Source organism: Klebsiella sp. R390 (genome assembly GCF_051131745.1).
Lineage (GTDB): Bacteria > Pseudomonadota > Gammaproteobacteria > Enterobacterales > Enterobacteriaceae > Klebsiella.
The window spans coordinates 1,671,809-1,684,371 of sequence record NZ_CP180445.1; the positions used below are offsets into that span (position 1 = coordinate 1,671,809).

12 protein-coding genes are annotated in these 12,563 nt (G+C 55.0%); 2 read left to right on the forward strand and 10 right to left on the reverse strand.

The annotated features are described in order from the left end of the window. Positions 1-16: 16 nt before the first annotated feature. A complete protein-coding gene (locus ACMYSP_RS07820) occupies positions 17-1,483 on the reverse strand; it encodes a heavy metal sensor histidine kinase (protein WP_434586256.1) in 1,467 nt (488 codons plus the stop codon). Positions 1,484-1,498: 15 nt separating this feature from the next. Next, a complete protein-coding gene (locus ACMYSP_RS07825; RefSeq protein WP_434586257.1) occupies positions 1,499-2,188 on the reverse strand; it encodes a heavy metal response regulator transcription factor in 690 nt (229 codons plus the stop codon). Between the two features lie 281 nt (positions 2,189-2,469). On the opposite strand from ACMYSP_RS07825, the gene gabD reads away from it, so the two are divergent. Further along, complete coding sequence (gabD, locus tag ACMYSP_RS07830; protein WP_434586258.1) at positions 2,470-3,918, forward strand: NADP-dependent succinate-semialdehyde dehydrogenase; 1,449 nt, start codon at positions 2,470-2,472, stop codon at positions 3,916-3,918. 929 nt (positions 3,919-4,847) lie between these two features. Here gabD and crl read toward each other — a convergent pair. From crl to gpt, 3 genes are all read right to left on the reverse strand, one after another. Then, the gene (gene crl / locus ACMYSP_RS07835; RefSeq protein ID WP_434586259.1) at positions 4,848-5,246 is read right to left on the reverse strand and encodes a sigma factor-binding protein Crl; all 399 of its coding nucleotides are present in this window, start codon (positions 5,244-5,246) and stop codon (positions 4,848-4,850) included. 57 nt (positions 5,247-5,303) lie between these two features. After that, a complete protein-coding gene (frsA, locus tag ACMYSP_RS07840; protein ID WP_434586260.1) occupies positions 5,304-6,548 on the reverse strand; it encodes an esterase FrsA in 1,245 nt (414 codons plus the stop codon). 106 nt (positions 6,549-6,654) lie between these two features. Next, positions 6,655-7,113, reverse strand: a complete 459-nt coding sequence (gene gpt, locus ACMYSP_RS07845) for a xanthine phosphoribosyltransferase (RefSeq protein WP_004858267.1) — start codon at positions 7,111-7,113, stop codon at positions 6,655-6,657. 257 nt (positions 7,114-7,370) lie between these two features. Between gpt and pepD the strand changes: the two genes are divergently transcribed. After that, positions 7,371-8,828: a cytosol nonspecific dipeptidase gene (pepD, locus tag ACMYSP_RS07850; protein WP_434586261.1), complete on the forward strand. Its 1,458-nt coding sequence runs from the start codon at positions 7,371-7,373 to the stop codon at positions 8,826-8,828. Positions 8,829-8,862: 34 nt separating this feature from the next. On the opposite strand, the gene ACMYSP_RS07855 is transcribed toward pepD, so the two are convergent. The 5 genes from ACMYSP_RS07855 to nqrE form a co-directional block, all read right to left on the reverse strand. Then, positions 8,863-9,318: a GNAT family N-acetyltransferase gene (locus tag ACMYSP_RS07855; protein WP_434586262.1), complete on the reverse strand. Its 456-nt coding sequence runs from the start codon at positions 9,316-9,318 to the stop codon at positions 8,863-8,865. A gap of 2 nt (positions 9,319-9,320) precedes the next feature. Then, positions 9,321-10,376 (reverse strand): DNA polymerase IV, encoded by a 1,056-nt coding sequence (gene dinB, locus ACMYSP_RS07860; protein ID WP_434586263.1) that lies wholly within the window; start codon positions 10,374-10,376, stop codon positions 9,321-9,323. Positions 10,377-10,510: 134 nt separating this feature from the next. Continuing rightward, positions 10,511-10,726: a (Na+)-NQR maturation NqrM gene (gene nqrM / locus ACMYSP_RS07865; protein WP_434587040.1), complete on the reverse strand. Its 216-nt coding sequence runs from the start codon at positions 10,724-10,726 to the stop codon at positions 10,511-10,513. 2 nt (positions 10,727-10,728) lie between these two features. Further along, positions 10,729-11,952, reverse strand: a complete 1,224-nt coding sequence (nqrF, locus tag ACMYSP_RS07870; RefSeq protein WP_123755566.1) for an NADH:ubiquinone reductase (Na(+)-transporting) subunit F — start codon at positions 11,950-11,952, stop codon at positions 10,729-10,731. Between the two features lie 11 nt (positions 11,953-11,963). Further along, positions 11,964-12,560: an NADH:ubiquinone reductase (Na(+)-transporting) subunit E gene (gene nqrE / locus ACMYSP_RS07875; RefSeq protein ID WP_123755565.1), complete on the reverse strand. Its 597-nt coding sequence runs from the start codon at positions 12,558-12,560 to the stop codon at positions 11,964-11,966. Positions 12,561-12,563 lie beyond the last annotated feature (3 nt).

Below are 12,563 nucleotides of genomic sequence, written 5' to 3' on the forward strand. Positions count from 1 at the left end.
ACACTTCTGCCGGTTGTCAGGCAGAGGTATGCCGGGCAATAGCGTCGGCCGGCTCCGGTACCGCGGCGATATCCGAATAGGGCACGCGGTTTCGCACGGCGTCAGGGTTCGGCAACATCGCAAAGGTGATCCCAAAGGTATTGATGCCTCCTTCACTACGGGCAAACACGTCCCCGCGATGCATAATCGCCACCGCTCGCACAATAGAGAGGCCAAGACCGTGGTGGGTATCACTTTTCGCCCGTGAGGAATCGACCCGGTAAAAACGCTCAAACAGGCGGTGCAAATGCCCGGGCTCAATCTGCTCGCCGGGGTTCGACACCGCCACACAGGCCCGATCGTCCTGTTCGCTAAGCCTGACGGTCACCGTGCCGTGTGGCGGAGAGTGTCGGGCGCTGTTCTCCAGCAAATTTGCCAGCGAACGGTGAAACAGGCGGCGGTCTATATGCGCAATCGCCTCGCCTTCAACCTCCAGCGAAAGCTGCTTTTCAGCAAATGAAGGCTCGACATACTCAGCGGTTTTCAGGGTCTCTTCACGCAGGGAGACGCGGGTCAGCTGCGAGGCATGTTCACCCGCATGAGCATGCGACAAAAACAGCATGTCGTTGACGATGGAGGCCATGCGTTCAAGCTCCTCCAGGTTGGATCCCAGCAGCTCTTCCAGCTCTTCAGGCGAACGCCGCCGTGACAGCCCCAACTGGGTCTGACCGATCAAATTGGTTAGCGGCGTGCGCAATTCGTGGGCTACATCGGCATTAAAACTTTCGAGCTGCCGCCAGGCAATTTCCTGGCGCTCAAGCACGCCATTAAAAGATGAGGCCAGCGGCTGGAGCTCTACTGGTAATGCTTCGGTGTCCAGGCGTTGACCATGGTCTCCCGGCACCAGATGGCGCGCCTGATGGCTTAACGCCCCCACCGGCCGCAGGCCAATTCGGCTTGCCGCATAGCCCAGCACGGCGACAATCAACACCCCCAACACGGTAATAATCAGCAGCGTATGGGTAAAGGCATTGAGCGTGCCCATATAGGGCGTGGAATCAATAGCGACGACGTAGCGCAGAGCAGGCCGTTCGCCGTTGGCGGGAATAGTTTTCACCAGCAGAAACAGCGAACAGGCATTATCCGTCGCCCCGGGCACGGTATTGAAGCCCTCTTTCAGCGACGCCCACTGCACCCCGACCGGCGGGGTGCCGCCCACGCTAAAGCGGGGATCATCGCTGACGATCCAGTAGCGCACCCGCTCGCCTTCCGAACTGGCGAGCACGGTAAATTTATTGGCCAGCGTCGACCAGCCGTCCGCCGACGTTCGCGCGGTGATCCACGGGCTCATCAGGGATTCGCGAAAATGCAGCTCGTTATGCATCTGCCGTCGTAAAGAGTCATGCAGCGAACTTCTCAGCAAAATACCGATGGCCGCGACAATCAGTAAGGCGGATAACGCAAACATCAACGCCATATGGACGGAGATAGAACGCCTGGACATGCTTAACTCCTGTGCTTAACTCTGCGGTTCTGCCCTGACTTCAAGGACATACCCCATGCCGCGAACGGTATGCAGCAGTTTGACGTCGAACGGTGCATCGACCTTGGCGCGCAGCCGCTTGATGGCCACTTCCACCACGTTGGCATCGCTGTCGAAATTCATATCCCAGACCTGCTCGGCAATCATCATTTTGGATAAAATCTCGCCCTGATGGCGCGCCAGCAGGCTCAGCAAAGAGAACTCCTTCGCCGTCAGCTCCAGACGGACTCCGGCACGAAATACCCGGCGGGCCAGCAGGTCGAGCTGCAAATCGTGAATGTGTAGCTGCGTAATATCGGCGCCATCCGTGGCACGCCGGCGTACCAGCGCCTGAATGCGGGCCACCAGTTCAATCAGCGAAAACGGTTTGGGGAGATAATCATCCGCCCCCAGCCGCAGCCCTTTGACCCGCTCATCGACGGCGCCGCGGGCTGAAAGCATCAGGACCGGCGTCTGTTTGCTGGCCCGAATGCCTTCCAGCACCCGATAGCCGTCCATGCCGGGCAGCATGACGTCGAGGATGATCGCGTCATAATCAAATTCCAGTGCGTAATGCAGACCCTCTGCACCATCCGCGGAGACATCAACCGTAAAGCCTGACTCACCCAGTGCGCGATTGAGGTAACTCGATGTTTTTTCTTCATCTTCAACTAATAGCAAGCGCATCTTATTCCCTCTCGTTGAGTCCAGCCCGAGAACACAAGCAATGTTAACGTTTCACACCCGTCATCTGGCTGACATTTTTCTGACATTCCTGTCAGGAATGTGTTTCTGGATTATAGTAACCCGGAGATAACGGTGGATAATCCCCGGGATTGGGATAAGGACTATGAGCAGGATTCATAAATGCCGTTAATGCCAGATTCAGGCGTCTACACTTAACAGAGAAGGGAGTGACTAACGAACCACTCGCTTTCCCGTTAAACGCACTGAAACAGGACATCATCATGCAATTGAATGACCAGGATTTGTTTCGCCAACAGGCCTTTATCAATGGAGAGTGGCGCGATGCCACCAGCGGCGATGTGATTACCGTAACGAACCCCGCCAATGGCGAAGCGTTGGGCTCGGTCCCGAAAATGGCGACCGAAGAGACCCGTGACGCCATCCTTGCTGCCAGTCGTGCCCTTCCCGCCTGGCGCCAGCTCACCGCCAAAGAGCGCGCGACGATCCTGCGCCGCTGGTTCGATTTAATCATGGCGCACCAGGACGATCTGGCGCGTCTGATGACGCTGGAGCAGGGTAAGCCGCTGGCGGAAGCCAAAGGTGAAATTGCTTACGCCGCCTCCTTTATCGAATGGTTTGCCGAAGAGGGTAAACGGATCTACGGCGATACCATTCCCGGCCATCAGGCGGATAAACGCCTGATCGTCATCAAGCAGCCGATCGGCGTGACCGCCGCGATCACCCCCTGGAATTTCCCGGCGGCGATGATCACCCGCAAGGCCGGTCCGGCGCTGGCGGCCGGCTGTACGATGGTGCTCAAACCCGCGAGTCAGACCCCCTTCTCTGCGCTGGCGCTGGCCGAACTGGCAACCCGTGCCGGGATCCCGGACGGGGTGTTCAACGTGGTGACCGGTTCTGCCAGCGCCATCGGCAACGAGCTGACCGGCAATCCGCTGGTGCGTAAACTGTCGTTTACCGGCTCTACCGACATCGGCCGTCAGCTTATGGCGCAATGCGCCCAGGATATTAAAAAAGTCTCGCTCGAACTGGGTGGTAACGCGCCGTTTATCGTGTTTGATGATGCTGACCTCGATAAAGCGGTCGAAGGCGCAATGGCCTCCAAGTTCCGCAACGCCGGGCAGACCTGCGTCTGCGCCAATCGCCTGTACGTGCAGGATGGGGTGTATGAGCAATTTGCTGAAAAACTACAGCAGGCGGTGAATAAACTACGTCCTGGCGATGGTCTACAGGACGGGGTGACGACCGGACCGCTGATCGATGAGAAAGCGGTGGCCAAGGTGCAGGAACACATCGCCGATGCCGTCGCAAAAGGCGCCCGGATTATCACCGGTGGCAACGTGCATGCGCTGGGCGGAAACTTTTTCCAGCCAACCATTCTGGCCGATGTTCCCGACAGTGCAAAAGTGGCAAAAGAAGAGACCTTCGGCCCGCTGGCGCCGCTGTTCCGCTTCAAAGACGAAGCGGAAGTGATCCATCAGGCCAACGATACCGAATTTGGCCTGGCAGCCTATTTCTATGCCCGTGACCTGAGCCGCGTCTTCCGCGTCGGCGAGGCGCTGGAGTACGGGATTGTCGGCATCAATACCGGCCTTATCTCCAATGAAGTGGCCCCGTTTGGCGGAGTCAAAGCCTCCGGCCTGGGGCGTGAAGGCTCGAAATACGGCATTGAGGACTACTTAGAAATCAAATACATGTGTATTAGCCTGTAAAGTAGGCTGGTTTAACGCCGTATCTGAGGCCCAAAACGTGTTATTTGCCATCACGCTTTGGGCCTTTTTATGCGGTGGAAACAGCCCCACCAGAGAACGTTGCAGGCTTCATTAATCCAATAATACAGAAACTATCCGATAATGATTAATCGAGAGCAATTCATTTCATCAATAAATAACACGAAGCCTATAAATTCATTAATTCTATATATAAAAAAGATCCATACAACAGAAGTAAACATAGACTTCCAATAACCTAATCAAGGCTAAATCATAACATTAACTGTCAGATAAAATACCAACCGGGCACGGCAAGGCAAGGCAAGGCAAGGCAAGGCAAGGCAAGGCAAGGCAAGGCAAGGCAAGGCAAGGCAAGGCAAGGCAAGGCAAGGCAAGGCAAGGATAACATTGTAATGAAGAATAAAATTATAATTTCTTCGCATACACTCAGAACCAGGTATTTTCCTCATTAGGTAACCGAATATGAAAGATACAAATCTTGATATTATCCATAAAAGGATTCAAAACATTGAATCTCAAGTGCAAGACCTTGCTGACCTATTGACGCATGAATATGATCTAAATCCAGACTTTACGCTCGTAGAGATAGCTAAAATATATTCATGTCTACTTAACATTAGCGCAAAAATTTATGTCCAAAGACCGGACCTGGTTCCCAGTCATCTTAAAGAGACAAAATGGGATGAATACGAACCCAAATAATCTTCCATTTTCCTAATGGTGAAAAGACGACTGTAAACATGGCAGCCGAATTACTGAAATTATTCGTCCTGTTAGCATAGCGTCCAGAAGCCCTTCGGAGCTTTTTTACCTGTGTGACCCGTCCTGGATTGCGCGTTAAACAGGTAACGAACGCATAAAAAATCCACGCTAGATAGCGTGGATTTTTTCATGGAACCGTTAGCGCGTCAGGCACGAAGTCTGAGGGGCTCGCTCACGTCGTCGGCGGCTTCCAGCTTCAGGCTGAATGTCGTCAGTAACGCTTTAGCCCGATCATGGAAATCAAGGAGCGTCTTCTCAAGCTTCTCTTTAACTTCAGGATCGTCGATCGCCACCGGGCGCCAGACCCCTTCTTTATCGAACAAGCCAAACTGATAGCTGTAGGTGAAGCGCGATGCCTGTGCTTCCATCTCCATCCACCATCCCCAGAACTCGCGTTTCTCCGGCGCCGGTTTTACATTGACGCAGACTGCCAGGCAATCGAAAAAGAAGCGGTTGTCTTCACACTGCTCTTCGCGAATATAAGGGCCAAGAGCCGTGAATTTCTTAATCAGCTTACTCTTCAGGTGTCCACTTGGTAACGTCATTGCGATCTCCTTTAGTGATGCAACTGTTTTACCAAATCAATAAAATTTAGCAATATATTAACTAAATCTATCGCTGATCCACCGGGCGATCTGCTGAAGAGCGCGATCGAAATTGTGATAAACGGGCTTGAATGGGATCTCAAGCAGCTTGCCATCAACCGAAGACGACGTAATTAAACGCGATTCCTCTTCCGGGCTGAACGGATCGTTTTTCCAGAAGCCGGACAGCATCGGGGTTGGGCAGCGGCGCCCAAGCAGCCCCTGAGTTTTTAGCGAATAGCGGTTCAACTCTACGCGCAAGGCCTCATCAGACGCATCGTGCATTCCCAGTCGCGATGCCAGGACGTCCAGATACATTTCCGGCACCCGTCCCTGACGCAGTGGATCCACCAGCAGGCTGTGCACTACCGGGCCAAGGCAAGCCACCGCCTTCAAACGCTGAGGCTCCAGATAGCCCAGGCGGACGGCGACGTTGGCGCCAAAACGAAAACCAAACGCCGCCACCCGGGTATGATCGACCCACGGCACGTTCGGCAGATACTTCAGCACATGCTGGTGCAGCAGGCTGGTGTCCTGGGTCAGTTTCCATTTTGACGAGAAGCCAATTGATGGCATATCCAACGTCAGCATGGCGATCCCCAGCGGTGCAAAATACTTCTCATACAGGCTGTAATAGTCCGTCTGAAGCGCATCCAGGCCACCGCACATCAGAACCACCGGATACGGCCCCTCACCTTTCGGCATATGCAGGAAGCCGGTCACCGGCGCACCGCCGGGTACAGGAAACTCCAGCTCACGCATCTCGCCCGGCAGGCGAAGCACCGCCTCTTCATAAGCGCGATTGGCCAGTGCCTGGGCCTGCTCGGCCAGTTCATCACCTTTAATATGCGGGTAGGCAGCAATACTGTAGAGGTTCGACGCATGAAGCCAGTGGCGCCCGCTGAGGAGCGGATCGGCCTCCTGACTGGCAGCCTGCTGCCAAATCATCGCCTGCTTCGCCCACTCGAAGATCCAGTTCCCGCCGCGATAGCCGACGACGGTATCGTAAAGGTCGGGATCGGTACGCTCTGCATCGCTCATCACAATGCGCGCCTGCACATCGAGGATCTCCTGAGGAGTAACGCCGCGCCAGATCCACATCAGGCGGTTGATCAGACGATACCAGTGATCAACATTGGTGCCATCAAGTGCGGACTGGATCGGCTGCTGCGAGCCCGAGGCAAACCGGCGCACCAGCGTAGAGGTTTCTGGATGTTTGAATCGTGGTTTAAACAGCGTTTCACTAAGGTTAGCTTGTGACATGTGCAGTCTCCATCGTGTTGCCACTCTGGTCATTGTAACCTGCATACGGCGAAAAAAAACCACGCCCGGCATAACCGGGCGTGGTAATTAGCATTTCGTTTGGAAATTAACGACCAGAGATCGGCGGTACGAACACCACGCCCATATCCCACGGTTGTTCAATCCAGGTATCCTGCGGAATATCAACAACATAATCATCAACCAGCGGACGGCCAGCCGGTTTAGCGAAAATGGTGACAAAGTGAGCTTTTGGATACATTTCGCGAATGGCAACAGCGGTACCACCGGTGTCAACCAGGTCATCAATAACGATGAAGCCTTCACCATCACCTTCAGCGCGTTTCAGAACGGTCAGTTCACGCTGGTTGTCGTGGTCGTAGCTGGAGATGCAAACGGTATCAACATGACGAATACCCAGTTCACGCGCCAGTAATGCACCTGGTACCAGACCACCACGGCTGACGGCAATAATCCCTTTCCATTGTTCAGAAGGCATCAGACGATTGGCCAGTTTGCGGGCGTGAATCTGTAACATGTCCCAGGTGACGACGTATTTTTCGCTCATGTGAAGTGTCCCAGCCTGTGTAATACGGCTTAAATGATGTTCGAGGGGGAAAATGGTTGCGCGAGATTATAGAGATCTGACGCGCTAAAAACCAGTGTTAAGCGGTATTCGCGACGCTTTTTGCGCGGTTTACACTACCAGTCGCCGTGGAAAGTGGTATTCTCAACCCCACTGCGCAAGCCTGCGCTTGTTGTGCTTTTTATTGCTAACCCTCGACCTGTAAAAGATTTTTGCAGGCGATCGTAAGGAGACTCATCGTGTCTGAATTGTCTCAATTATCCCCGCAACCGCTATGGGATATTTTTGCCAAAATCTGCTCCATTCCCCATCCGTCCTATCACGAAGAACAACTCGCTGAACACATCATGGGCTGGGCAAAAGAAAAAGGCTTACACGCAGAACGCGACCAGGTTGGCAACATTCTGATTCGTAAGGCTGCCACTGCCGGGATGGAAAACCGTAAACCGGTGGTCCTGCAGGCGCACCTCGATATGGTGCCGCAGAAAAATAACGATACCGTTCACGACTTCAGCAAAGATCCTATCCAGCCGTACATCGACGGCGAGTGGGTTAAAGCGCGCGGCACCACTCTGGGCGCGGATAACGGCATCGGTATGGCGTCCGCGTTAGCGGTACTGGCTGATGACAGCGTGGTCCACGGCCCGCTGGAAGTGCTGCTGACCATGACCGAAGAAGCCGGCATGGATGGCGCGTTCGGCCTGCAGGCTAACTGGCTACAGGCAGACATCCTGATCAATACCGACTCTGAAGAAGAGGGCGAAATCTATATGGGTTGCGCCGGCGGTATCGACTTTACGTCGAACCTCGCCCTGAGCCGTGAAGCGATTCCGGCAGGCTTCCAGAGCTTCAAGCTGACCTTAAAAGGGCTGAAAGGCGGCCACTCCGGCGGTGAAATTCACGTTGGTCTGGGCAATGCCAACAAGCTGCTGGCCCGCTTCCTGGCCGCTCATGCGCAAGAGCTGGACCTGCGCCTGGTGGATTTCAACGGCGGTACGCTGCGTAACGCTATTCCGCGTGAAGCATTCGCCACCCTCGCTGTGGCGGCTGACCAGGTACAACATCTGACCACGCTGGTGAATACCTATCAGGATATCCTGAAAAATGAGCTGGCGGCGAAAGAGAAGAACCTCGTGCTGCTGCTGGATGCGGTCACCAACGATAAAGCCGCGCTGGCGGCAGCGTCCCGTGATGGTTTTGTCCGTCTGCTGAACGCTACGCCAAACGGCGTTATCCGTAATTCCGACGTGGCCAAAGGGGTGGTGGAAACCTCTCTGAACGTCGGCGTCGTCACCATGACCGATGACAACGTTGAGATCCACTGCCTGATCCGTTCGCTGATCGACAGCGGCAAAGATTATGTCGTCAGCATGCTGGATTCACTGGGTAAACTGGCCGGGGCAAAAACCCAGGCGAAAGGCGCCTACCCTGGCTGGCAGCCGGATGCTAACTCACCGGTGATGCATCTGGTACGTGAAACCTACCAGCGTCTGTTTAACAAAACGCCGAATATCCAGATTATCCACGCCGGGCTGGAATGCGGTCTGTTCAAAAAACCGTACCCGGAAATGGATATGGTTTCTATCGGGCCAACCATTACCGGTCCGCACTCTCCGGATGAGCAAGTGCATATCGAAAGCGTGGGCCAGTACTGGACGCTGCTGACGGAACTGCTGAAAGCGATCCCGGCAAAGTAAGTTTTACCTGAGTCAACCTCGCCCGGATGATGGCTTATCCGGGCGACCTCACCTTCTCCATTCGGTAGTTAATCAACGTCTCGCCGCGCACGCCCACCTGTTGCTGTTGCACTACCCTGAATCCATGTCGCTCAAAAAACGGTTTGGCCGTGATACTCGCCTCCACCGTCAGCGTGCCGGACGGGATCTGCGCAGAAAGCGTCTCGAGTAACCGGCTGGCAATGCCCTGACGGCTATGGTCCGGGGAAACGAACAATAAATCGATATAGTGATCCACCGCGGTAATAAACCCCACCGGCTGCTGATCAAGCAGCGCCACCCATACCCGAGACTGCGCCATTTTTTGCCGCCAGCGCGCCTCATCCACCTGGGCCCAGGCGGCAATCTGCGATGGGGAATAATCGTGGCAGGCGGTCTGTTGAATCGCCCGCAGAAAGAGGGCGCACAGCGCCGCAAAGTCGTTTTCCTGATAAAGCCCGATCGTCAGCATCGTTATAATCCTAATACCAGCTGTCGCTCGAGCAGCGGATCAAGCAACGTGACGTGCAATCCCACCAGCCTGACCCCGCGGCCGCCCCGCCGCTCATGCCAGGCTTTATGGGCCGTTGAAATCAGATCGTCCTTGTTCAGCCGCGGCCAGACATGCTCCTGAGTGGTCAGCTGAAAATCATTAAATTTCAGCTTAACCCCCTGACGGGCAATCAGCAGGTCCGGTTTAACCTTCACCAGCCGCCGCTCCAGCTCCTGGTAGAGGTTTTCGATGATCGCTTCGCAGTCGGCCCACTCATGAATGTCCTCCATCAGGGTGCGCTCAACGCCAATCGATTTACGCTGCCGGGAGTTGTTGATCTCCCGCTCGTCGATCCCCTGACTACGCTCCCACAGGATACGGCCAAGCTTGCCAAAGCGCTGGAGCAACATGGCCAGGTCGCTTTTCTGGACGTCTTCGCAGGTACGTAGCCCCATGCCTTCCAGCTTCGCGGCCGAGACCTTGCCCACCCCGGGGATCTTCGCCAGCGGCAGCGTGCGCACAAATTCCGCGACCTGATGTGGCGCGATCACAAACTGACCATTGGGCTTATTCATATCGGAGGCAATCTTGGCTAAAAATTTGACCGGGGCGATCCCGGCGGAGGCGGTCAGTTGAAGTTCGTCGAAAATGGTCTGGCGGATCTCTTCAGCCATCAGCGTGGCAGATCCCTGACAGCGAGGGCTGTCACTGACGTCGAGATAGGCTTCATCCAGCGACAACGGTTCAATCAGCGGAGTGTAGCGTGAGAATATTTCACGAATATGCGATGAGGCGGCCTTGTAGGCATCAAAGCGGCCGGGCAGCAGAGTCAGATGCGGGCACAGTTTGAGGGCCATAACGGTAGGCATGGCGCTACGCACGCCAAATTTACGCGCCGGATAGTTGGCCGTACTGATAACGCCGCGCTGTACCCGACTGCCGCCGATGGCGATCGGGATATCCCGTAGCGCCGGGTTGTCACGCATCTCGACCGCCGCAAAGAAGCAGTCCATATCGACATGAATGATTTTACGCATAGTGAGCCCCCACTTACCACTGGACAAGTATACAGCATAAATAAGGTCTATGAGAAGTGTACGGGGATCGCGCTGACAGAAAGAAAATGCCCGGCATCGCCATGCGCTACCGGGCATCAGGAAGAAAGAGACGCTTAGAGAATACGGTTTTGCTGGCGTTGCGCCTCGCGGGCCAGGCGTTTTTTACGCGCATCGCACGGCTCAGGGCAATCACACACCTTTTCGATTCCCAACGCAGTGATACCGCCACAGCTGCCCTGGATGCTTTTACGCTTGATCAGATACCCCAGAGACATCCCGAGGACCACCAGCGCGAAAATCACAAAGGTCGCCACAAACGCCGTCAACATCATCAACCTCCAAAATCATCCAGCATGATGTTTTCATCTTCAACGCCAAGATCTTTCAGCATCTTGATCACCGCGGCATTCATCACCGGCGGCCCGCACATATAGAACTCGCAGTCTTCCGGGGCCGGGTGATCGCGCAGATAGTTTTCATACAGCACGTTGTGAATAAAGCCGGTATGACCGTTCCAGTTGTCTTCCGGCAGCGGGTCGGACAAGGCCACGTGGAAGGTGAAGTTCGGATTTTCACGGGCCAGCTGTTCAAACTCGTCGTCGTAGAACATTTCACGCAGCGAGCGCGCACCGTACCAGAAGCTGATTTTACGCTTACTGTGCAGCCGTTTCAGCTGGTCGAAAATATGCGATCGCATCGGCGCCATACCCGCACCACCGCCGATAAAGACCATTTCAGCGTCGGTGTCTTTGGCAAAGAACTCGCCAAACGGCCCGGAAATCGTCACCTTATCACCGGCTTTCAGCGACCAGATATACGAAGACATGATCCCCGGCGGGGCGTCCGGTACCTTCGGCGGCGGCGTGGCGATACGCACGTTAAGCATAATGATGCCTTTCTCATCCGGGTAGTTCGCCATAGAGTAGGCGCGCAGCGTCGGCTCTTTGACGTCGGAAACGTAGCGGAACAGGTTAAATTTATCCCAGTCAGAACGGTACTCGTCCGGCACATCAAAGTCCGCGTAGGCTACTTTGTGCGACGGGCACTCTATCTGAATGTAACCACCGGCGCGGAACGGCACGGCTTCGCCATCCGGCACCCGCAGCTTGAGCTCCTTAATGAAAGTCGCTTTGTTATCATTCGAGATAACTTCACACTCCCATTTTTTCACCCCGAAGATCTCTTCCGGCAGTTCGATCTTCATGTTTTGTTTTACCGCGACCTGGCAGGCCAGACGACAGCCCTCTTTTGCCTCACGCTTGGTAATGTGGGACAGTTCGGTGGGCAGAATATCGCCGCCCCCCTCTTTTATCGTGACCCGACACTGGCCACAGGAACCGCCACCGCCGCAGGCCGAAGAGACAAAGATACCGTTGCTGGACAGCGTGTTCAGCAGCTTATCGCCCGCCGGAGTACGGATCTGTTTATCCGCTTCATTGTTGATTTCAATGACCACATCACCGGCGTTGACCAGCTTCGATCGCGCCACCAGGATCAGCCCCGACAGCACCAGCACGATCAGCGTGAACATCACGACGCCAAGAATAATTTCCATACTTTCCGCCCTTATAGCTGCACACCGGAGAATGACATAAAGCCCAGCGCCATCAGACCCGTGGTAATAAAGGTGATCCCTAACCCGCGCAGACCGGCGGGCACATTTGCATACTTCATTTTTTCACGAATGCCCGCCATCGCGACAATGGCCAGCATCCAGCCGATGCCGGAACCGAAGCCGTAGACGATGGATTCAGGGAAGTTGTAGTCACGCTGGACCATAAAGGAGACGCCGCCGAAGATGGCGCAGTTCACGGCGATCAGCGGTAAGAAGATCCCCAGCGCGTTGTACAACGCCGGGAAATACTTATCGAGGATCATCTCCAGAATCTGCACCAGCGCGGCGATAACGCCGATAAAGGTGATAAAGTTCAGGAAGCTAAGATCGACACCGTCCGCCAGCGCGCCGTCGCGCAGCACCAGGTTATAGACCAGATTGTTGATCGGCACCGCCAGCCCCAGCACCACCGTGACGGCAACGCCCAGACCAAACGCCGTGGAGACCTTTTTCGACACCGCAAGGAAGGTACACATCCCGAGGAAGAAGGCCAGCGCCATATTCTCAACAAACACGGCGCGAACAAACAGGCTAATGTAATGAGCCATAAT